We start from the raw sequence: 23,052 nt of genomic DNA on the forward strand, positions 1-23,052 counted from the left end.
GATCGGTCGGCCAGCCAGCGCGCGAGGCCCCGTCGCCGGTCGCGCTCAGGTGCTGGGCAGACAACGCCCCCGTCTATGGTACCGGGCAGCAGGCAACCCCACGGACCACACGTCAACGGCCCCGCTGACTTCCGCACCCCGTTGCCGTAAGGTGTGCCGCGCTCATGAGTTGAGATGCCGGGGAGGGGCGAGTCAGGCATGGCGCGAACAGGTGCGCATCCAGGCGACAGCAAGGCAGTGATCCGTGCCCGGGCTAGGTCACTGATCCTGGTCGTGCCGCTGATCACCTTTGAGCTCGCAGCGCTGAGCGGACCGCCGACGAGGGCCGGCCAGTTCGCGCTCGGCGTCGCGCTCTCGGTGGCCGCGATCATCCTCAGCTCGGCGTTGACGATGGCGGTCGGCATCGTGCTCGGTGCCCGGGTGCTCTGGCTGAACATCGGCATCGGGCCACGGCTCAGCCGCCGGGTGGTCGGCGATCACGTGCGGGTGGTGCGCCTCCTGCCGATCGCGGTCGGCGGTGTCGTCTTGCCGCGAAGGCGCGCCGCACTGGTCTGGCGTGCCTTCACCGGCTCGTATTTCGTGCTGCTCATCGCCCTGACCGCGGTCGCGGCCTCGCTGCTGCCGGCCTGGTCCGCGCTAACGATGGCGGTGATCATCGCCGTGTTCTCCATCCTCATGGCGACGAACCGCGACCCGTCGTCTGGCCGCATGATCATCTCCCGCCTGCTCATCGCGCCCAAAAGGCACACGGACCCGGGAATGGCGCGCCCCGACCGCTCCAGTGCGGCGGTTGCCGCGATCGACGCGCAGTTCGGCGACTTCCCCCAGGCGGAGGCGGCGCTCATCCGACTGCGCGCCGAACCGGACGCCGCACTGAGCGTCGCGCTGCTCACTGTTGAACTGCTCGCGGCGCGCGGCGAGTACGACAAGGCGCTGCGCGTGCCTTTCCCCGAACCGGATCCGGCAGACGCACCGAGGCTGACCGATGCGCTGTCGGCGATGAATTCAGCCAGATCGGCCAAACTCATGCTGCTGGCCGCCGAGCGAGACCCGCAACTGGCGGCCAAGGCGCTGTCGATGGCGGGGGCCCACCTGCGATCCGTCGCGGCCAGCGGCATGGCGGCGCAGTCGGACCGGACGGGGCGCGCGCTGTCGGCGCTGGCGAACGGCGACGCACGCACGGCGGCGAAGATGAACCGCGTTTGCCTCGCCCGCGCCCGCACACCGCTCGCACTGGCTGACGCGCTGTGTACTCAGGCACGCATTGAGGCCGTGCGGGGTCGCGCCAAGAAGGCCGCCAAGCGACTCGACGAAGCGGCCCGGCTCGCGCCGTGGTATCCGCGGGTGATGACGGTGCGTCAGATAGTCGGCGCGGAAACGGCCACGATCATGCAGCAGCAGCCGCTGCCCGCCCTCGCTGGGACGGACACGGCGCACGTCTTCAGCGAGCCCTGGTCCGTGACGGGTCCTACCCCCGAAGAGAGCTAAGCCGAAGCCCGTCGCCGAACGACTACGGAGCGCCGCCTACCCCTCCGACCTGGGCAGTAGGCCATGTGAATTTGGTCACCATCGTCACTGCGTGTGATAGCGCGACGTTGATCCGCCCTCACAAGGACTAGAGTGCGGTTCGCCGCAGACGAGTTGTGCTGCTTACTCCACCGAAGCAGGAGCTTGCACAAGAATGAGCACCGGAACCCTGTCGCCCGGACGGGCAAAGATCGACAAGCCAACGCTGCGGACGGACCGTTACTGGGTCTCGCCGCTGATCACCTTCGTGGTCTTCATCGCGTTCATCGCGTACGCCACCTTCCGGGCCTTCCAGAACGACCACTACTTCGCCTCGCCCTACATCTCCCCGTTCTACTCGCCGTGCATCTCGGACAACTGCGTCCCGATGCCGGGCGCCGGGGAGGTCCACTTCATCGGGTCGTGGTGGTCCTGGTCGCCCGCGCTGCTGGTCCTGATCGTCCCGCTCGGGTTCCGGATGACCTGCTACTACTACCGCAAGGCGTACTACCGCGCCTTCTGGCAGTCGCCGCCGGCCTGCGCGGTCGCCGAGCCGCACGGCTCCTACTCGGGCGAGACCCGCTTCCCGCTGATCTTCCAGAACTCGCACCGGTACTTCTTCGTGCTGGCCGCGATCTTCAACATCATCCTGACCTGGGACGCGATCCTCGGGTTCCGCAACCCGGCCGGGCAGTGGGGGCACATGGGCGTCGGCACGCTGGTGCTGCTCATCAACGCGGCCCTGCTGTGGCTGTACACCGCGTCGTGCCACTCCTGCCGGCACATCATGGGCGGACGGCTGAAGCATTTCTCCAAGCACCCGATCCGGTACCGCGCCTGGGGCTTCGTCTCCAAGCTCAACGCCCGGCACATGCAGCTCGCCTGGGTCTCCCTGTTCAGCGTCGCGCTCGCGGACCTCTACGTGCTGCTGGTCTCCGCCAACGCGTTCAGCGACCCGCGCTTCTTCTAATCACAGGCAAGAGAGCCGATTTCCCATGGACACCTACGAATACGACGTCGTCGTGATCGGCGCGGGCGGGGCGGGGCTGCGCGCCGCGATCGAGGCGCGGCTGCACGGCAAGCGGGTCGCGATCATCTGCAAGTCCCTGTTCGGCAAGGCCCACACGGTCATGGCCGAGGGCGGCGCGGCCGCGGCGATGGGGAACGTGAACCCCAACGACAACTGGATGGTGCACTTCCGCGACACCATGCGCGGCGGCAAGTTCCTCAACCACTTCCGGATGGCCGAGCTGCACGCCAAGGAGGCGCCGGACCGGGTGTGGGAACTCGAGCAGTGGGGCGCGCTGTTCGACCGCACCAAGGACGGCAAGATCTCGCAGCGCAACTTCGGCGGCCACGAGTACCCGCGCCTCGCGCACGTCGGCGACCGCACGGGTCTGGAGCTGATCAGGACCCTGCAGCAGGCCGTGGTCGGCCTCCAGCAGCAGGACGCGCGGGAGACCGGCGACGCCGAGGGCAGCATCAAGGTCTTCGCGGAGCACACGATCACGCGGCTGCTCAAGGACGGCGACCGGATCGCGGGTGCCTTCGGCTACCGGCGCGAGGACGGCCAGTTCGTGCTGTTCAAGGCGCCCGCGGTGGTCCTGGCCACCGGCGGCATCGGCAAGTCGTTCAAGGTGACCTCCAACTCCTGGGAGTACACCGGCGACGGCCACGCGCTGGCGCTGCTGGCCGGCGCGACGCTGATCAACATGGAGTGCATCCAGTTCCACCCGACCGGCATGGTCTGGCCGCCCTCGGTGAAGGGCATCCTGGTCACCGAGTCGGTGCGCGGCGACGGCGGCGTGCTGCGCAACTCCGAGGGCAAGCGGTTCATGTTCGACTACGTCCCCGACGTCTTCCGCCCGCAGTACGCGGAGACCGAGGAGGAGGCGGACCGCTGGTACACCGACCCGGACAACAACCGGCGCCCGCCGGAGCTGCTGCCCCGCGACGAGGTGGCCCGCTCGATCAACTCCGAGGTCAAGGCCGGGCGCGGCACCCCGCACGGTGGCGTGTACCTGGACATCGCCTCGCGCCGCAGCAAGGAGTTCATCCTCAAGCGGCTGCCCTCGATGTACCACCAGTTCAAGGAGCTGGCGGACGTCGACATCACCGCGGAGCCGATGGAGATCGGCCCGACCTGCCACTACGTCATGGGCGGCGTCGAGGTCGACCCGGACACGCAGGCCTCGATCGTGCCGGGGCTGTACGCGGCCGGCGAGGTGTCCGGCGGCATGCACGGCTCGAACCGGCTCGGCGGCAACTCGCTGTCCGACCTGCTGGTCTTCGGCCGGCGCGCGGGCCTCTACGCGGCCGAGTACGTCGACTCGCTGACCGCTCGGCCCGCGGTCTCGGACGCGGACGTCACCGCCGCCGAGGCCGAGGCGCTGGCTCCGCTGGAGCAGTCCTCGGGTGAGAACCCGTACACCTTGCACTCCGAGCTGCAGCAGACGATGAACGACCTGGTCGGCATCATCCGCCGGGAGCACGAGATGCAGGCGGCGATCGAGAAGCTGGCCGAGCTGGCGCCGCGCCGGGAGAAGGTCGCCGCGTCTGGCGGCCGGGTGTTCAACCCCGGCTGGCACCTCTCGCTGGACCTTCGCAACATGCTGCTGGTCTCCGAGTGCGTGGCCAAGGCGGCGCTGGAGCGCCAGGAGTCGCGCGGTGGCCACACCCGCGAGGACTACCCGGAGATGTCGGCCGAGTGGCGGAAGGTCAACCTGGTCTGCTCGGTGGGCCCGGACGGGCACGCCCAGATCAAGAAGCAGCCGCTGCCGAAGATGCGCCCGGACCTGCTCGCCCTGTTCGAGCGCTCCGAGCTGAAGAAGTACCTGACCGAGGAAGAGCTGGCCGAGCTGCCCGCCCCGTCGGACGCGCCGGCGGCCGCGACCGGGACGCAGCCGGAGAAGGGGACTGGGGCGGACGCATCATGACGTACAAGGCGAAGTTCAAGGTCTGGCGCGGCGACGACCAGGACGGCGGTCTGCACGACTTCACCGTCGAGGTCAACGACGGCGAGGTGGTGCTCGACGTCATCCACAGGCTCCAGGCCACCCAGGCCCCGGACCTGGCGGTGCGCTGGAACTGCAAGGCCGGCAAGTGCGGCTCGTGTTCCGCGGAGATCAACGGCATGCCGCGGCTGCTGTGCATGACCCGCATGTCCGTGTTCGACGAGGACGAGACGGTCACGGTCACCCCGCTGCGCACCTTCCCGGTCATCCGCGACCTGGTCACCGACGTGTCCTTCAACTACGAGAAGGCGCGCCAGATCCCGGCCTTCGAGCCGCCGAAGGACCTCAAGCCGGGCGAGTACCGGATGGCCCAGGTGGACGTCGAGCGCTCGCAGGAGTTCCGCAAGTGCATCGAGTGCTACCTGTGCCAGAACACCTGCCACGTGGTGCGCGACCACGAGGAGAACAAGCAGTCGTTCGCCGGGCCCCGCTACCTGATGCGCATGGCGGAGCTCGACATGCACCCGCTCGACACCCGTGAGCGGCGCAAGGAGGCGCAGGAGGAGCACGGCCTGGGCTTCTGCAACATCACCAAGTGCTGCACCGAGGTCTGCCCCGAGCACATCAAGATCACCGACAACGCGCTGATCCCGATGAAGGAGCGCGTGGTCGACCGCAAGTACGACCCGCTGGTCTGGCTCGGCAACAAGATCGCGCGCCGCAAGTAGGGCGCGACGCGCTCCGCCGCCTCCGGCTCGTTTTCGCCGAGTGTGCCCCGTCCGGCTACCGGGCGGGGCACACTCGTCACAGAGGACTGGTATGCCGGAGGGGCCGTGGAGTCTTGGGGCGAACAGATCGCGCAACGCCGCATCGCCCGGGCAGTCGCGCGCGGTGAGACGAAGCTCAAGCTCGTCAATCTGGGGCTCACCCGCATCCCGGAGGAAGTACGGTCGCTGCCGCGGCTGGACTGCCTGGACGTCAGCGGGAACCATCTCGCGCAACTGCCGTCTTGGCTGCGCGAACAGCGCGACCTCGTCTGGCTCGCCCTCGACGGCAACGAACTCACCGAGGTACCCGAGTGGATCGGGGACCTGAGCCGACTCGAATGTCTTTGGCTGCACGCCAATCAGCTCACGCGGTTGCCCGAGTCGTTGGCCAGTCTGCGTGGTCTTATAAAGCTGAACGTCAGCTCCAACCCCCTAGCTGAGCTACCGGACTGGCTCGGGCGTCTCGACGTGCGCGACTTGCGCATCCAGGACCTCGAACTGACGCGGCCACCGGAGTGGCTCGCGCTCTACGATCGCCTTACCACGCTGAGCCTTGGCGACAACCGGCTCACGGAGCTGCCGGAATGGCTGGGAGACATCACGACGATCCGCCGGCTGTGGGCCCCTTCGAACCAGCTCACTGAGATGCCCCGGTCAGTCAAGCGCCTCACCTGGCTGGAAAGCCTTGACCTATCGGGCAATCGGCTCGCCGAGGTACCGTCATGGATCGGGGACCTAACAGAGCTCAGGTCTCTGGATCTGAGCCAAAATGAGATCCGCGAGCTTCCCGCGTCGCTCGGCGCGTCACGTCGCCTCACCACTCTCCTCTTGAACGAGAACCGCATTTCCAGCCTTCCGGACTCGCTCGCGAGCCTTAACAGGTTGACTAACCTCAATATAGGTTCCAATGATCTTCCCGAGGTCCCCGAGTGGATCGGTCAGCTGCCGCAGCTCCGGAGATTGCATCTCGGCGGCCTTAAGCTCAATGAGCTGCCCGGCTGGATCGCCCGTCTGGACCAGCTGAATGCGCTGGACCTGTTCGCCAACAACATCGGCACACTGCCCGAATGGATCGGCCGGCTCAAACGCCTTAAGAACCTGTACATCGGATCGAACCTTCTTACCGCACTGCCCAGCGAGATCGCATCGCTCGCTCACCTCACGACGCTCACCCTCAGCTACAACAACATCGGCGCGTTGCCGAGCTGGCTAGGTGAATGCCGACAGCTGAGAACACTTGAGGTGAGCGCATGCGGGCTCCAAGACCTCCCCGAGTCGCTGTTTCAGCTTACGCGCCTCAGGTACTTGAGCCTGCGCGGAAACAAACTGTCCCAAGTACCGCCATCCATCGGTCGCCTGCGCAACCTGGAGCACCTCAACATCGGTTTGAATCAGCTCCCACAGATACCAGACGGCATTAGGAGCCTTAACCGCCTCACCAACTTGTGGGCCGAGGGCATACCGCATGCCGACAGCGCCGACTGGATCGCGGACCTACCCAGACTGATGGGGCTTTCTGTCGGCCATGAGACGCTGACCGAATTGCCCAGTTGGATCCGCAAGCTTCGTCATCTCAGGACTCTCCAAGTCTCGGGTAGCGGCTTGACGCACCTGCCGGACTGGGTCGGCGAACTACGTCTGCTGCACAACCTCTATCTCTCCGGGAACCGGCTTCCATCGCTGCCTGACAGCCTGCGGCGGCTGGCGCGACTGAACCAACTGCAGCTTTCCGACAATCAGCTGTCACAGCTACCGGACCGGATCGGTGATCTGCGCGCGCTGACGTTTCTCGATCTCGGCCGGAACGAATTGACTCGATTGCCGGACTCCGTCGGCGAGCTGACAGGCCTCACCAACCTCCGGCTCGAAGGAAATCAGCTGACCAGCCTCCCAGATTCATTGAGTCAACTGAGCAACCTCGAAGACCTTTCGCTGAGCAACAACGATCTCGGTTGCCTACCCGATTGTGTGCGCGGATTGACCGGATTGCATGAATTGCACGCATTCGAGATCAACTCGTCCCGGTTGCCGACCTGGATCGGCGAGTTCAAGCTGCTCGCGCATCTCGATCTCGACGGAAACGGTCTCACCGCTCTGCCGGAGTCAGTCGGCCGATTGCAGCACCTCCGGGTCCTGGACCTGCGCCGGAACGAGCTGGCCGAGCTCCCGGAGTCAATGCGCGGCCTTCGCGGCATCAAAGACTTCTACCTGCACGACAACAAGCTTCGTTCCCTGCCCGATTGGTTGCTGGAGTATCCGGGCTTGGAGAACCTCACCGTTCACGGCAACCCACTGCTCAGCCCGCCGCCCGAGGTCGCGGCAAGCGGCACCGCGTCAACACTGGAGTTCCTCAAGGAGCGAAGGAAGGGCGCTTCACAGCAGTGGTCTTCCAAGATGCTCGTCGTCGGCGAAGGCGCTGTCGGCAAGACCTCCGCGATCAAGCGGCTGGTCGAGCAGCCGTTCGACCCCGCGGAGTCGACTACCCACGGGCTGCGCGTCTTCACGTACGACCTCGCTCACCCGAATCTGGCCGGAACCAGGATGACGCTCAGCACCTGGGACTTCGGCGGCCAGGAGATATACCACGCCACCCATCAGTTCTTCCTCACCGAGCGATCCCTGTTCCTGCTGCTGTGGAACAGCAGGCTGGGATGGGTTCAAGGCCGCCTGCGCTACTGGCTGGACATCATCGCCGCACGTGCGCCCAAGTCTCCGGTTCTCCTCGTCGCGACGCATGCTCCCGTCGGAGGCCGGCCGGTCGATCTGCCGCTTGACGAACTGCGCGCGGAGTATCCGCAGATCGTCGACAACATCGCCATCGACAACGAAAGCGAAGACGGCTTGGCGGCGCTGCGAGCGGAAATAGCGCGGCAGGCGGCAGCGCTGCCACTGATGGGTACCGAGTGGCCGGTCACCTGGCTGCAAGCCGCGAACGCGGTACGCACCAGGCCGGAAACCCATGTGTCACCGTCGCAGCTGTGGCAGACAATGGCGAGCGCCGGGCTGGGCAATCCCCAGCACCAGCGCTACGTCGCGACGGCGCTTCACGAACTCGGCGACATCCTTTTCTATCAGGACGACTCCGAGCTCGCCGACACCGTGGTGCTTCAGCCCGAGTGGGTGAACGGCTACATCAGCAAGGTTCTGGACAGTCCCGAAGTCGAACGCTGCCATGGCCTGCTGCGCCGGCAGCACATGGACGAGCTTTGGAACGACCTCGATCGTGGACTGCGAGATCATTTCCTCGGCATGATGGACAAGTACGACTTGTCTTACAAAATCGATGGCGGTCGGGGCGCCGATCTCAGCCTCGTGGTCGAACGCCTTCCGTGGAACGCCCCGCCGTACCAAAAGCTCTGGGACGCGGCCACGCCCGGCGAGCACGAGATCAGGGTCGTCTATCAGCTCAACACGACGCCGCCGGGCATCCCCACCTGGTTCATCGCCCGCTCGCACCGATTCAGCACCGGAACGCATTGGCGCACCGGCGCGCTGCTGGCACATACCGACGGCCGCCACCGTGCGCTCATCCGCACCGACAGCCACCGCAACTGTGTCGAGCTCGCGGTACGCGGCCCGTCGCCCGCCGCGTTCTTCGCGATTCTCGACGACGGGCTCAATCTCACGCTCGACCGGTACCCCGGCTTGAGTATCCGGCGGATGGTGCCCTGCCCATGTAGGAGCGCTCAAGACGAGCAGTGTTCCGAGCTGTTCGACTACGACGATCTTCAGCGCCGGCTGGCCCGGACCCCGCCGCGTCATGAGATCGAATGCCGCAAGTCGGGCGAGGAGATCCACGTGCCGCTCCTGCTACTGGGTCTGGCTCCGTCGGAGCACGACGCTTGGCGCGACAGCCTCGAACGAATCAATGCGACGCTCACCGCGAGCCAAGCCGTGCTTTCCGAGCGCATCGAGGATCTCAGGGGTGACTTGCAGCGTCAGTTCCTTAAGGTGCAGCAGCAGCTCCAAGCGGGCTTCGAGACTTCGTGCCCGTGCGTCCTCACGGTCTCCGTATCGAAGGAGAGCCGGATCAAAGGCACCGCCTATGAGTTGTCGCTCTACTGCGAGGAACCGGGAGCCTGGCATCCTCTTCCAGATGGGGCGGGGACGTACGAACTGTCCGAGTCCGCGGCCTGGCTCCGGCGGTTCGCCCCCTACCTGCGCGAGCTGGTCACGATTCTCAAGCACGCCGCTCCCCTGGCCGGCCCAGTTCTCGGCATGACGGTGGAAAAACTCGACGCCCGCATCAAAGCGGATGCGGATGCGATGAAGGCACTGATCGACCAGCTTCTGGTACCCGACGTACTCTCGCTCCCCTCGCCTCTGAGCGCTGGTCGAGAGAACTCGCAGGGGTCGCCTGCTCCCGCCCCGACCCAGCACGCCACTTCCGAGGCCGACTTCCGCGCCCTGCGTGCGGCGTTGGAGAAGCTGGACCCGGATCAGCGGTGGGGTGGCCTCTCGAGGGTGGCGACGCCGGAAGGCCTGACCCTTTATTTGTGTCGGGAACATGCCGGGCCCTATCTCCGGACTCCTCGTGCGCCCGCCGCCTCGCCCTAGACGCACCCTATGATCGCGGTCAGCGCGGCGGCCTGTAATGATGGGCCGGTTGCGCAACGGCGCGGAGCGAAGCGGAGTGGCACATGGCGGGGATGAACCTGACCCGGGACGAGGCCAGGGAGCGGGCGCGGCTGATCACGGTGGAGAGCTACCGGATCGAGCTGGACCTGAGCGGCGCGAAGGCGCAGGGGGCGAGCACCTTCCGGTCCGCGAGCACGATCCGCTTCACGTACGCGGAGCCCGGGCCGTCCGCCACGACCTTCCTGGACCTGGTAGCGCCGCACGTGGAGTCGGTGACGCTGAACGGGCGCGCGCTCGATCCGGCCGAGGTGTTCCGCGGCTCCCGCGTGTGGCTCACCGGCCTCGAAGCAGAGAACGAAGTCACCGTCGTCGCATCTTGTGCCTATAGCCGCAGTGGCGAGGGCCTGCACCGGTTCGTCGATCCCGCGGACGGACAGGTGTACCTCTACACGCAGTTCGAGCCCGCGGACTCGTGCCGGATGTTCGCGAACTTCGAGCAGCCGGACCTGAAGGCCTCGTTCCTGTTCGACATCACGGCGCCGGCCGGTTGGCATATGTCGAGCAACGGGGCCGCGCGGGAACGCAAGCGCGTGGTTGATGGCGCGGCGCGATGGATCTTCGAGCCGACGCAGCGGATCTCGACGTACATCACGGTCGTGGTGGCGGGGCCGTATCACGTGGTGCGGGACCTGTACACGCGCGCGCTGCCGGACGGTTCGACACTGGAGATCCCGCTGGCCGCGCTGTGCCGCGGCTCGCTGGCCGAGCACTTCGACGCGGACGCGATCCACGAGGTCACGAAGCAGGGCCTTGACTTCTTTCACGAGCACTTCGACTACCCGTATCCGTTCGGCAAGTACGACCAGGCTTTCGTGCCCGAATACAACCTCGGCGCGATGGAGAACCCCGGCTGCGTCACCTTCACCGAGGAGTACGTCTTCCAGTCGAAGGTGACCGACGCGGCGTACGAGGGCCGCGCCTGCACGATCCTGCACGAGATGGCGCACATGTGGTTCGGCGACCTGGTCACCATGCGCTGGTGGGACGACCTGTGGCTCAAGGAGTCCTTCGCCGAGTTCATGGGCTCCTACGCGCAGGCGAACGCGACCCGCTGGAAGAACTCCTGGGTCACCTTCGCCAATCGGCGCAAGGCCTGGGCCTATCGGCAGGATCAGTTGCCGACGACGCATCCGATCGTGGCGACCATCAACGACCTCGAAGATGCGAAGCTGAACTTCGACGGCATCACCTATGCGAAGGGCGCGTCCGTGCTCAAGCAGCTCGTCGCGTATGTCGGCGAGGAGACGTTCCTGGAGGGCGCGCGGCGCTACTTCCAGCGGCACGCGTACGGCAACACGACGCTCGCGGATCTGCTCGACGTGCTGGCGGAGACGTCCGGCCGCGACCTAGCCACCTGGTCACGGGCCTGGTTGGAGACCGCACAGCTCAACACGCTGACGATCGATGGAGACGCGATCGTGCAGTCGGCGGCCCCGGGTTACCTGGAGGCCAGGCCGCATCGGATCGCGATCGGCTGCTACGCGGTGGAGGAAAGCCGCGCCGGTACGGACGGACTGGCGCGGGTGGTGCGGGTCGATCGGCAAGAGCTGGATCTCGCGGACACGCGCACGCCGTTCCCGTTCTCGTCCGCAAAGGCGGGTGACGGCAGCGATGTCTTCCACCTGCTCAACGACGACGATCTGACCTATGCGAAGGTACGGCTGACGGCCGATCAGGTGAAGTTCCTGCGCGAGCACCTGTCCTCGTTCGAGGACCCGATGGCGCGCTCGCTGCTGTGGTCGGCATTGTGGAACATGACCCGGGACGCCGAGCTGTCCGGGCGCGATTTCATCGACTTCGTGGACCGGCACGCGGCGGCCGAGTCGGAGGTCGGCGTCGTGCAGAACCTGTTGCAGCAGACCGAGACCGTGCTCGAGTTCTATCTGACGCCGCAGGCCGCGCGGGAGGCGGCACGGCAGGCCGCCGCGATGGCTCGGCGCGAGCTGACCGCCGCGACACCCGGCTCCGACCACCAGCTCGCCTGGGCCCGCGGTTTCGCCGCGACCGCATGCTCGGCGGAGGACTACGCCCTGCTGGACGCGCTGCTCGAAGGCACTGCGCCCGCGGAGGGCGCCGGATCTACCAGCGACGCCGCGCCCATTCACGGCCTTACCGTGGACACGGATCTGCGCTGGACCTTCCTGCACGCGCTGGCCCGCGGCGGCCACGCCGACCAGACCCGGCTCGATGCGGAGCTGATGCGGGACGCGACGGCGGCCGGCCGGCGCAAGCACGCCGGTTGCCTCGCCGCGCGTCCGACCGCCGAGGCGAAGGCGGCGGCCTGGAAGCTCGCGGTGGAATCCGGCGACCAGCCCACCGATCTGCTGCGCGACCTGCTGCTCGGCCTAGCCGCGACGCCGGAGCGCCCCGACCTGCTGCTCCCCTTTGTCGAGCGGTACTTCACCGCGCTGGACGAGGTGTGGTCGCAGCGTTCGATCGAGAACTCGCGCCGGATCGCGGTGCTCGCCTTCCCGAGCCGTGTGGTGGAGGAGGCCACGCTGGCACGCACCGACCGCTGGCTCGCCGAGGACGGGCACGCCCCGGCGCTGCGCCGACTGGTCCTCGAAGCACGCGACGACCTGGCCAGGGCGCTTAAGGCGCGCAGCGTCAGCTGACCGGCTCGGCCGGAGTGGCGTGTGCGATGGACCCGGCCAACCTAGCGACGCGCCTGCGGATCTTAGACCCCGAGCCCGCCCAAGACGGACAGTTCCTGGCGGGTGAATTCGCCGGTCAGCATCGGCATCGCCGTGGCGATCGCGGCTTTGACCTCCGGCAGTTGCAGCGAGGCGTCGTGCTTCTCCTTGCTCTCCCAGACCTCGGTCACCCAGATGGTGTCGGGGTCGGTGTCCGAGGCGAAGACGAGGTAGTGGCTGCACCCGATCGCGCGCAGGGCGGCCGCACCGGCCGTCAGCAGCGCCGCCACCTCGTCGCGGCAGCCCGGCTTGGTCTTCATCGAGCCGATGTATCCGTACACGATCATCCCTCGGTTCACGCCTCGGCCAGCTGGCCGTCGCGCAGTGTCAGAACCCGGTCCGCGAGTTCGACCATCGCCGGATCGTGCGTCGCGACCAGCGCCGTGACGTGTTCGGCGGCGATGATCGCGCGCAGCAGGCGCATCACCGAGCGGCCGGTGGCCCGGTCGAGCTGGCCGGTCGGCTCGTCCGCGATCAGCAGGCGCGGGGTGTTGGCCAGCGCCCTGGCGATCGCGACCCGCTGCTGCTGGCCGCCGGACAGCTCGCCCGGCCGCTGCTTGCCGTGCGCGGCGAGGCCGACCAGGTCGAGCAGCAGCTTGACCCGCTGCTCGCGCTCGGCCACCGGGGCGCGGCGCAGGCGCAGCGGCATGCCGATGTTCTCCGCCGCGGTGAGCACCGGCAGCAGCGCGAAGGACTGGAAGATGAACCCGACGGTGCCGCGCCGCAGCTCGGCCAGTTCGGAGTCGGCCGGGCGCCGGCCCTTGCCGAACACCGGGCGGCCGTCGATGGCCAGCTCCCCGGAGTCCGGGCGGTCGAGCGCGCCGATCAGGTTGAGCAGCGTGGTCTTGCCGGAGCCGGAGCGCCCGACGATGACGCACAGTTCGCCGCGCGGCACGTCGAAGGACACGTCATTGACCGCGTGCACCGCGCGCTCGCCGCTGCCGTACACGCGGTGCAGACCTTGCGCGACGACCATCGGGCCGCTGTCATCGAGGACCGTGCCGGATGCTGGGGCGGCAGCGGCGTCGGCCCCGCGGTCGGCCTCGCTCATTGCTCGTCCCCTTCCACACTCGCCGGCAGCGGACCGGAGCCGTCGTCGCCATCGCCGGCAGCAGCCGCAGCGGCGCTTCCGGGGCTGCGGTACTGCGGCCAGATGCCGATGTGGTCCGGCTCAAGCGCCAGCAGCACCCGCTCACGCAGCCCGAGCGCCTCGGTGTACTCGTGCGGCAGCTGGACTCGGCCCGCGCGGTCGAGCACCGCGTAGGACTGGGCCACGACCTCCGAACCGCCATCGTGCGCGCCGTGCGCGGGCCGTACCGTCTCGGTGCTGATCCGGCCGTCCCGGATCTCCACAGTACGCCCGACCCGCTCGGATACCGCCGCATCGTGCGTGACCACCACGACGGTCACCCCCAGCTCGCGGTTCGCACCGCGCAGCGCGTCGAAGACCTCGTCGCTGGTGGCCGAGTCCAGCTCGCCGGTCGGCTCGTCGGCGAACAACACCTCCGGCTCGTTGGCCAGCGCGGTCGCGATCGCCACCCGCTGCTGCTCGCCGCCGGACAGCTGCGCCGGGCGGCGCTCCCGGCAGTAGCCGACGCCGAGCAGTTCCAGCAGCTCTCCGGCGCGCGCCGAGCGCTGCCCGCGGCGCACCGAGGTGTACGACATCGGCAGCATCACGTTCTCCTGGGCGCTGAGGTACGGGATCAGGTTGCGCCCGGTCTGCTGCCATACGAAGCCGACCGTCTTGCGCCGATACCGCAGCCGCTCGCGGCCCTTCATGCCCATCAGCTGGTGCCCGGCGACGCGTACCGCTCCCGCGGTCGGCCGGTCGAGCCCTGACAGGATGTTGAGGAGGGTGGACTTCCCGCTGCCGGAGGCGCCGACGATCGCCACCAGTTCGCCGCGGTCCACGAGCAGGTCGAGTCCCTGCAGCGCCTGCACCTCGACCTCGCCGGTCTGGTAGATGCGCACCAGGTTGTCGCACACGATCTGCGCCGACTCGCCGAAGCGCGCCCGCTGCCGGGTGGCCGCCTCCTCCAGCTCGCGCAGCGTCGCGAACTCGGGTTCGGCTGCGGCCGCGTCCGTGTTCCGGTCCTCGGACGGGGGCATGGCTGACTGTGTCACGGTTCGCACGGTCCCTTCATCAGTCACGCTCCTCGCGCAGGAAGGACAGCCGGGTGCGGTGCTCGGTCGCGGCGCGCGCGGCGGCCAGCAGGAGGCCGAGGGCGGGGATGCCGAACACCGCGAGGATCGCCGTAGCCGGGGTGGCCAGCCCGGACAGCGGCAGGCTGTGCGGATCGCCGACCGCCATCCGGCCGATCAGCGGGGCGAGCAGGGCCAGCGCGCCGAAGGCGGCGCCGAACGCGACCACGCCGATCATCACGAAGGCCGGCAGGGTTTCCAGGACCGTGGAGGCGACGCCGGTCGACCTGCGCGCGCCGAGCGTGGCCAGGAAGGTGCGGCCGGCGGCGCGGGTGCGCGCGGTGAGCGTGCCGGCCAGCAGCAGGCAGACCACGGCGAGCGCCAGGTCGAAGATGATCGCCGCGCGCGCGGTCCAGTGCGCGATCTGGCCGATCGGCCCGCTGTCCAGGCCCGCCGCGCGCTGCGCCCGGACGGTGACCGTGACGCCGGGCACGGCCTGCGCGCGGGCGACCGCCTCGGTGTGGCCGCCGCTCAGGTCGAACCAGGCGTCGGTGATCGGCGCCGGATCGAGGTGCACCACGGTCTCGATCTGGTCGCGCGGCAGCACCAGGAACGTGCCCACGCCGCTGATGGCGGGGAATGAGCCGAGGTGGGCGACCGGGTTGATCGGCGTGCCGATGTTCTCCACGCCGACCGAGTCCTCGCCGTTCGGCTGGATCAGGCTGCTGAGGTTGTCGGAGATCAGGGCGCTGACCGCGCCGCCGCTGGGCTTCGCGGTGGCGAGGGCGTGCAGCGCGTTCTGCAGGTCGGCGGAGTCGAGTCTGGTGCCGGCGATGAGCTTGGCGTACTCGGCCGGATCGACGATCACCACGGTCAGCGGCAGCACGCCCTGTTTCGTGCTCAGCTGCTGCTGGGAGAAAATCGCGCCGGTCGCGGCGGCCCGCACGCCTGGGGCCGCGGCGATCCGTGCCTCGTCCGTGGCGTCGATCTGCGAGCCCTCGCTCGCGTTCACGCGCAGGTCCGCGCCGGTCTGCTGCCAGGCGGTCAACTGCCGCACCGAGTCGAGCGAGGCGGTGAAGCAGGAGGCGAAGACGGCCGAGGAGGTCGCCACGAGCAGCGCCACGGCCGCGCCAGCTGGCAGCGCGGGGCGCCGGGCGGCGTGCGCGGCGGCGAGGAAGAGGGCAGCGGTCCGGGTGCGGCCGGTGGCGATCCACGCGGCCGGGCGGGCCAGCAGTGCCACCAGTGCGCCGACGAGCAGGGCGCCGACCGTCGCGGCGAGCGTGGGCAGGCTGGCGCTGACCAGGTCGGGATCTGAGGCGTCGGACAACTGCGTGCGCACGGCGGCCACGGCCGCGCCGAGCAGCAGCAGGAGCAGGCCGGCTCCGGTGCGGCGCAGTGCACGCCGACGCCGCGAGACCGGGCCCTGACGGTGCGCCGGCATCATGGCGATCCCCGCGGCGGCGAGCGGCAGCACGACGACCACCGCGACGCCCACGCCGATCACCAAGCGGTCGTTGCCTCCGTGCACTGCGAGGACTGCCGCGCACACGCCGATCGCGGCCGCAGGCACGGCGCAGGCCGCGGTCTGCAGCGCGGCGCGACCGGCCGCCGCGGCGGGTCCGAGACCGCGCGCCCGGCGCAAGGCCAGATCCGATTCCTGCCGGGCGAACAGCACGCGCAGCGCGAGCTGGATGGTGGCGATGCCGACCACGGCGGCGGCGATCAGCACGAACAGCCCGAGGGCGTGCGCGGCGGTGGCGTCGGATTCGAAGGCCGCGACGGTGTCCGGGATGCCGCTCACCACCGCGGCCGGCGCGAACACCGGAGTTCCGGCGACACGGCCGGGTCGGTTGTCCCCGGCGACCGTCAGCGTGTTGGCCGCGGAAACCAGGGATCTGATGCGCGCGGCGAAGGGCTGCGCGTCGCCGGCCGACAAACCGTCGGGCACGAGCGAGTAGCTCCAGGTCAGGTTGGCCGACATCCAGGCGGTGGCGACGGCGACCGCGTCGGGGGCGACCAGCGCCCGCGCCTGCCACTGTAGCCAGGGCACCGGGCCGACCGTGGCCATCTTGTCCAGGCTCAGATGCTGCTCGGGGTGCAGCAGTCGGTTCACCGGGTCGGCGGCGTCCGCCGGCACCGGTTCGGCGGCGCGGAACAGGCCGCTGATGACCGCGTGGATCTGGGAGTTGTTCGGCGAGGTGAGCGTGAACTGCGTGCCCACCCCGATGCGCAGTGACGCGGCCGACTCCTCGGAGACGGCGATCGGCAGGGCGTGCGCCGCGTCGACGCCCGTGCAGGTTCCGCCGCAGGACGGAGCCTTGCCCGCGGTGAAGCGCAGTGCGGAGGAGGAATCGGCGAGCAACCGGGAGTCGGTGACCAGTTCGAAGCCGGAGGGCAGCTGGTGCAGGGCCCGGCTCTGCTCCGGGTTCTCGCTCGGCAGCCAGGTCGGCAGGTTGCTGATCGACTCGGGGATCGAGAAGGTCCAGCCCTCGTCGCGGTAGGCGCTGGCCGGAGCGGGCAGCAGCTTGCGCACTCCGGCGCTGGCCTGCTCCAGATCAGAGCTCGTACCTTCGGTCATCGTCGAGGTCGCGGTGATGGCGGAGGTGCCGGCGTGCTGCCGCAGATAGCTCTGGAAGGCACTGGTGGTGTGCGCGTCCAGCTCGCGTTGACCCCCGACCAGCCCGGTGCACACGACCAGGGTGATCAGCGCGATGGCGGCCAGCGGACCGGCATAGGCGCGGCCGGTCGCCAATATCTCGCGCACGACGCCGAAGCGGCGGCCGCGACTGCTCCTCTGCTCGCTCATCCCGCGTCCCCCGCTCGCAGCAGCGCCGCCACGCGTAGCCGCGGCACGAGCAGCCCGGCCCACAGTCCGGCGGCCGCGATCACGGCCACGGTCGCCGCCGCGCTCCATCCCACCGCCGCCCAGTCCGGCCCCGAGAGGACGGACGGAATCGGCGCCTGCCCGTCGCGGGTCAGCACGGTCACCGGCACGATCAGCTGGGACAGCAGCAGGCCTACCGCTCCCCCGGCGATCACGCCGACCGCCGCGACCAGGGACTGCTCCACGCCGAACGCGACGCCGATCCGCCCGGCGCCGACGCCGAGGGCGCGCACCGCCGCCAGCTGCGGCACCCGCTCGCGCAGCACCGCCGCGACATGCGCGCCGTAACCGAACAACGCGAACAGCACCGCGGCGAGCGCGGCGATGATCAGTGCGCCGATGGGGCCGCTGCGCACCGGGTCGCCGGTTAGCTGCGCCGCCGTGCTGAAGCGGTCTTGAGTCTGCCCTGACAGCCCGCCCGAGATCAGCGCGGTGGAGACCTGCGTCGCCGCGCCGGGGCGTACCGCGATCCACAGCTCGCCACTGCCGACCGCGGCGAGCGAGTGCGCGGCGGCGTACGCGGCGAGCGCGCTCTGATCGACCAGGACGGCGTTGTCGCTCGGCTGGGTGCTGGGCAGCGCCGGAATCGAGCCGACCACCTTGAGCAGCAGGTCGCTGCCGTCGAGGCTCAGATCCACGGTCGATCCGACCTGGGCCCCGGCGGCCGCGAGGAACTGCGGCGTGACCAAACCCGGCACGGCGGCCGGAGCCGGCACGGCCAGGCCCGCGCTGTAGGAGCTGCGGCCGGGGTAGCCGACGGAAGGCGGGTCGGTGCCGGGATCGAAGGATCCGTGCAGCAGCGCGGCGCCGCTGCTCGCCGCGGTGGCCGATCCGGACTGGCGCACCAGCGAGAGGTCGTAGTTGGTGTTCGCGACGACGGCGACGTTGACGCTGGAGGTCGCGGTCCAGCTCTGGCCCGCGGAAAGCTCGGCCCGCCCGGAGTCGGTGTCCGCGGCGAGCAGGTCGAAGTCGACTTTCTCAGTGCCCGCACTCGGCGTCGGCAGCACTACGCCGATCCGGATCACCCGCAGCGGCCAGGCCACGCGTGAGCCGTCGCCGATGGCCGCGCTCAGGTCGATGTTCACGGTCTGCGGCCCGGAGACGGCGGCCAGCGGAGCCGAGAGCGTGTCGGGCTCGCCGTCCTGGCCGGCGAGGGTGACGTCCAGGGTCGCGCCCGGGATCGGCTGACCGGAAGCGGTGGCCAGGCGTATCCCGAAGCGTGCCTGATGCGGTTTGCCCGGTAATCCGAGACCGGGCTGGGGAACGGGATGCGCGCGCAGCGGTGCGACGGCTTGTGCGACGCCTCCCGGGGCGAGATCCGAGCGCAGGATCGCGACCTGCTGCCAGCGGGCCGGATCGGTGGCGAGGAGCGTGGCCTTGCCGCCGGTCCCCGAGCGGCCGATCGCCGTCGTGAGGCGATCGACCGCGGCGACCGTGCGCACTCCCGGCAGATCGGCCGCGGCGCCGCCGTTGCGCAGCGGCTGCACGTCGGCTGCGGTACCGCGCACATCGGCGCCGACGAGGAAGTCCGCCTGGTCGCGGACCGAGCGGTCGGCGGCGATGCGGTTGGCCCCGCTGATCACGACGAGCGCGGTGGCGGCCGCGATCAGCACTACCGCCGCGGTGTGCGTGCGGATCATCCGCGCCGCGTGCCAGCTGCCGAAGGCGCCGGACCAGCCGCGCGCCCGGTTCGCGATCGCCTGCGCCACCCGGCCGACGACGGACACGAGCCGCACCGAGGCGAGCGCGAAGGCGAGGACCGCGAGCGTCGGGGCGCACACGGTCAGCGGGTCGAGCGAGCCGGACGCGGCCTGCCGGGTCAGCGCGGTGCGCAGTTCCCAGACTCCTGCCGCGGCCAGCGCGAGTGCGGCCAGGTCGATGCCGGCCGCCGCGACGCTCACCGGGATCCGGCCGACCCGGGCCACCGAGTCGTCGCGCGCGGTGATGCTGCCGCTGAGAACCAGCACGAGGGTGAAGACGACCGCCGCGGCGCCGTCGGCCAGCCACACCGCGCCGCCGAGCACGGGTTTGAGCGAGTCGGCCGGCGGTAGCAGCCCGGCCAGGCGCACGGCGATGAAGGGCGCGATGACCATGGCGGGCACGGTCACCGCGAGCGCTTCGAGCGCGTCGTAGCGGGCCAGGTGCCAGACCGACGCGCCGCGCGAACGCATCAGGGCGGCCTGCGCGCGGCGGTCGCGGGCCAGCAGGCGCGCGGTGGCGGCGATGGCGCAGCAGGCGATGGCGATCGCCTCGACCGCGGGGATCGCGATGACCGGCCGGGAGACGGTCAGCGCCCGGGTGGTGCCGTCGAGCAGCGCCGCCGCGTCGTCGCTCGCCGTCACGCCGAGGCCGAGGCTCGGGTCGTTGGCCAGCCCGTCGGAGAGCTGGTGCAGCTGGCTGTCCGCGGCGTACACGTTCCCCGCGCTGAGCTTGGACAGGTCCAGCGAGGTGATCGCGACGCCGCCGGCCGCCTGGACCCGCCCGGTGTCGAAGGCCCGCGGGTCGACGAGGAAGAACTCGACTGCGCCGCCGGCGCTGGCCGGGATCGCCCAGACCGGGTCGGTGGCGGATTTCGGGCGGTAGATCCCGACGACGACGCCGCGGTCCTCGTGCGCGCCGGGATAGAAGGTGCCGGGGGCGAGCGGGAGCGGAACCTGGCTGCCGACGGCGAGGTGATAGCGCGCGGCGTCGGAGGCGGACACGGCCACCGGCACGGGCGTGCGGATCAGTCCGTACGGCTCGGTCGGCTCGGGCGGGGCCGGCCAGGATCCACTGACCAGGGTGGCGGAGTCGCGCACCGCGGGCGAGGTCCACAGCAGCGTCATCACGTCGGAGTCGGACAAGGCCCGCGGATTGCCGAGTATCCCGGAGACCGTGGTGCTCGGCAGGGCGGTCAGCGTCGTCTTGACGTCGTTCTGCACCGAGGTGTCGAACAGCGTGAAGGAGGTGACCGCGCCGGCCTGGGTGATGATCCTGCGCTGCGAGATCGTGGCGTGCTGGCCGGTCGCGGCGACCGCGCGGGCGGTGGTGTCCGCGGCGAACGCGGCGACGGTGACCAACGCGATCGTGGCGCCGAGCACCAGCAGGAAGGCCGCCACGACGACGCCGGACTGCACCCGGGCACGCCGGATTACCAGTCCGCGCGTTGTCCCCGCCCGTTCGGCCACCCCGCTGTGATCCTCCCCGTCGATCCGGACAACGGCAACCTAGCGAGTCAGCGGCGCACTGCGCAGTGACCAGTTACGAAGCCGTGACCTGACGAACCGTCAGATGGTACCGGATCGGTTTCCTCACAGCTCGGGCGGCCAGCCCTCGCGCCCGAGCAGACCCTTGTGATCGTAGGGATGGAACTGCTTCGACCCGGCGTGTTCATGCCCGAAGGTCTGGCCGTAGTACACCGCGGTAGCCGGGCTGGCCTTGCGGATGCGGTTGATCACCCGGGCGAGCTGCTCGTTGCGCTCGCCGCTGACGTGCGCGGTGCGCACCAGCCAGGAGGGGAAGGTGAGCAGGTCGCCGACGTCGTGCGCGGCCGCCGAGGCGATGCGCCGGACCCGCCCGGACGGTTCGCGCAGCGGCCAGTGCGCGCCGAGCTTGGCGCTCGCGCCCTCCTCAGGGGCCAGCACGGTGAGCCGGTACTCGTCGCCTTCGGCGCTGACCAGGGTCAGCCGCCCGGCCCGGGCCCAGACCTGGGCCTGGGTCGGGGTGAGCAGGATGGACCCGACGCGGTCGCCGGTCCACCGGTGGATGCCGACCGGACAGGCGCACGAGCCGATCTCCAGCGCGACCACCTGGTTGAGCAGAACCGCTGGGGTGCCGAGCGCGGAAGCGAGGGGAGGTTCGCCGCCGGTCTCGTCGCTTCGGATGTGCGTCGTCTGCCCGGAGTGCTCATGTACCACGCCGCGGCCGCTGAGCTTGGGGTGTACGGGGTCGGGTCCAGCCGGTTCCATCGAGGTCATCGCTCATTCCTCCTGCCGCAAAACCCCCGGCAATCCCCCGTTAGCGCCATCATCCGTCGCTCGACGCGGATCCGCCACAGTGCGGGCGCGGCCCGGATCCGAACGTGTTTCAGTCGGGTCCTTCGGCCCGTGAACCGACCCTGCGAAACGCTCGTTACGGTGGTCACTATGCCTAGTCACCCAGCCGCGCGTACGGCGCCGACGAACTGCTCCGTCCTCTCCGCCACGCTGCATGAGCCGCTGGCCGGCACGGCGCCGGTCGCCTCTGCCTGGCTGGCGATCGAGCAGCCGGGTCCGTGGGGCGCACGGGCCCTGACTCAGTCGCACCTCGATCCGGAGCTCGGCGCGGAACTCGGGCGGCGGGCTGAAAGCATCGGCGTACGCATCGCGCTGATTCGGCGGGTTGGCCGTCATGCCCTGACCGATCCGGCCGCCCCGCGCACAGCGCTGCTGTGTAATACGCGCCCGGGTGAGGCAACGGTGCGTGCGGTGAAATTCGCCGATCCGCGCGCGTTGCTCGACCTGGACCTGGGCGAGCTCGCCGCCGGGCGCCTTCACGAGGGCGAGCTCCTGGCCAACCCGGTCATGCTGGTGTGCACCAACGGCAAGCGGGATCAGTGCTGCGCGGAACGCGGCCGCGCCCTCGCGCTCGACCTGGCCAGGCTGGAGGCCGGCCGCGACGGAGCGGGGTCGAGCGCGATCATCGATGTCTGGGAGTCGGATCACCTTGGCGGGCACCGGTTCGCGCCGACGGCCGTGGTTCTTCCGACCGGTTACGTGTATGGCCGGCTCGACGCCGACGCGGCGTTGGCTGCGCTGGACGCGGCGCGCAGCGGACGCGTTATGGCAGAGAACGCGCGGGGCCGCAGCACGTGGTCGCGCACCGGCCAGGCCGCCGATCTCGCGCTGCGCACGGAACTTCAGCAGTTCGACGCAGACGCGGTGCGGGTCGTCGCCGAGGAGCGCATCGGGGAAAGCGACGTCTCGGTCGAGCTGACCGTCGACGATGACACCCGCTACCGGGCGACAGTGCACGGCGCGCCGGCCTCGGTGGCACGCCCCGAGTCCTGCGGAAAGGCACTCGGAAATCCCATCGAGCTGCGGGCGACCGAGCTGGAGAAACTGCCCTGAGTCCGCTGCGATGAGTTGGTCGACCGTGTGGGTCGATCGACTGCGTGGGTTGGTTGCCTGCATGGGTCGATCGGCTGTGTGAGTCGATCGTCTGCGCCAGCCCGACTGGGGTGCGTCTCGGCGTGGTCGGCGGCGCTGCGGCGTTATGGCCGGCCGCCGACCCCCTTCTCTGTCAGCCTCTGTCAGGCGTCGATGCGGGAGCGGTCGAGCAGCGCGGCGTTGTTCACGATGTACTCACGACGCGGGGCCACATCCGTGCCCATCAGCAGATCGAAGATCTTCTCCGCGGCCTCGGCGTCGGACAGCGAGATGCGGCGCAGGATCCGGCGGCGCGGGTCCATCGTGGTCTCGGCCAGCTGGTCGGCGTCCATCTCGCCGAGT

Annotated in this window: 14 protein-coding genes; 7 read left to right on the forward strand and 7 right to left on the reverse strand. The window is 69.7% G+C overall.

The window, feature by feature from the left end:
- Positions 1-198 precede the first annotated feature (198 nt).
- From VFA06_RS16850 to pepN, 6 genes are all read left to right on the forward strand, one after another.
- Complete coding sequence (locus VFA06_RS16850) at positions 199-1,488, forward strand: hypothetical protein (protein WP_324841538.1); 1,290 nt, start codon at positions 199-201, stop codon at positions 1,486-1,488.
- A 193-nt stretch (positions 1,489-1,681) separates the two neighbouring features.
- Positions 1,682-2,476, forward strand: a complete 795-nt coding sequence (locus VFA06_RS16855; RefSeq protein ID WP_324841539.1) for a hypothetical protein — start codon at positions 1,682-1,684, stop codon at positions 2,474-2,476.
- Positions 2,477-2,501: 25 nt separating this feature from the next.
- A complete protein-coding gene (locus VFA06_RS16860) occupies positions 2,502-4,442 on the forward strand; it encodes a fumarate reductase/succinate dehydrogenase flavoprotein subunit (RefSeq protein WP_324841540.1) in 1,941 nt (646 codons plus the stop codon).
- A complete protein-coding gene (locus VFA06_RS16865; protein ID WP_324841541.1) occupies positions 4,439-5,188 on the forward strand; it encodes a succinate dehydrogenase/fumarate reductase iron-sulfur subunit in 750 nt (249 codons plus the stop codon). Before VFA06_RS16860 ends, VFA06_RS16865 begins: the two co-directional genes overlap by 4 nt.
- A gap of 105 nt (positions 5,189-5,293) precedes the next feature.
- Positions 5,294-9,784 (forward strand): leucine-rich repeat domain-containing protein, encoded by a 4,491-nt coding sequence (locus tag VFA06_RS16870; protein WP_324841542.1) that lies wholly within the window; start codon positions 5,294-5,296, stop codon positions 9,782-9,784.
- An 83-nt stretch (positions 9,785-9,867) separates the two neighbouring features.
- The gene (gene pepN / locus VFA06_RS16875; protein WP_324841543.1) at positions 9,868-12,480 is read left to right on the forward strand and encodes an aminopeptidase N; all 2,613 of its coding nucleotides are present in this window, start codon (positions 9,868-9,870) and stop codon (positions 12,478-12,480) included.
- Positions 12,481-12,542: 62 nt separating this feature from the next.
- Here the strand turns inward: pepN and VFA06_RS16880 are convergent, their stop codons facing one another.
- The 6 genes from VFA06_RS16880 to VFA06_RS16905 form a co-directional block, all read right to left on the reverse strand.
- Positions 12,543-12,845, reverse strand: a complete 303-nt coding sequence (locus tag VFA06_RS16880) for a putative quinol monooxygenase (protein ID WP_324841544.1) — start codon at positions 12,843-12,845, stop codon at positions 12,543-12,545.
- A gap of 8 nt (positions 12,846-12,853) precedes the next feature.
- Complete coding sequence (locus VFA06_RS16885; protein ID WP_324841545.1) at positions 12,854-13,609, reverse strand: ABC transporter ATP-binding protein; 756 nt, start codon at positions 13,607-13,609, stop codon at positions 12,854-12,856.
- Positions 13,606-14,667 (reverse strand): ABC transporter ATP-binding protein, encoded by a 1,062-nt coding sequence (locus VFA06_RS16890; protein ID WP_349260217.1) that lies wholly within the window; start codon positions 14,665-14,667, stop codon positions 13,606-13,608. Before VFA06_RS16890 ends, VFA06_RS16885 begins: the two co-directional genes overlap by 4 nt.
- Positions 14,668-14,701: 34 nt before the next feature.
- The gene (locus VFA06_RS16895) at positions 14,702-17,506 is read right to left on the reverse strand and encodes a hypothetical protein (RefSeq protein WP_324841547.1); all 2,805 of its coding nucleotides are present in this window, start codon (positions 17,504-17,506) and stop codon (positions 14,702-14,704) included.
- Positions 17,503-20,751 (reverse strand): FtsX-like permease family protein, encoded by a 3,249-nt coding sequence (locus VFA06_RS16900; protein WP_324841548.1) that lies wholly within the window; start codon positions 20,749-20,751, stop codon positions 17,503-17,505. The genes VFA06_RS16895 and VFA06_RS16900 overlap by 4 nt, the downstream gene beginning before the upstream one ends.
- A gap of 123 nt (positions 20,752-20,874) precedes the next feature.
- Positions 20,875-21,540: a hypothetical protein gene (locus VFA06_RS16905; protein ID WP_324841549.1), complete on the reverse strand. Its 666-nt coding sequence runs from the start codon at positions 21,538-21,540 to the stop codon at positions 20,875-20,877.
- Between the two features lie 168 nt (positions 21,541-21,708).
- Here VFA06_RS16905 and VFA06_RS16910 point away from each other — a divergent pair, with 168 nt between their 5' ends.
- Positions 21,709-22,671, forward strand: coding sequence for a sucrase ferredoxin (locus tag VFA06_RS16910; protein ID WP_324841550.1), 963 nt, complete (start codon positions 21,709-21,711; stop codon positions 22,669-22,671).
- A gap of 182 nt (positions 22,672-22,853) precedes the next feature.
- On the opposite strand, the gene VFA06_RS16915 is transcribed toward VFA06_RS16910, so the two are convergent.
- On the reverse strand, positions 22,854-23,052 hold a 199-nt coding region (locus VFA06_RS16915), incomplete at its 5' end, for a hypothetical protein (protein ID WP_324841551.1).

It is taken from the genome of Actinocrinis sp. (assembly GCF_035653575.1).
GTDB lineage: Bacteria > Actinomycetota > Actinomycetes > Streptomycetales > Catenulisporaceae > Actinocrinis.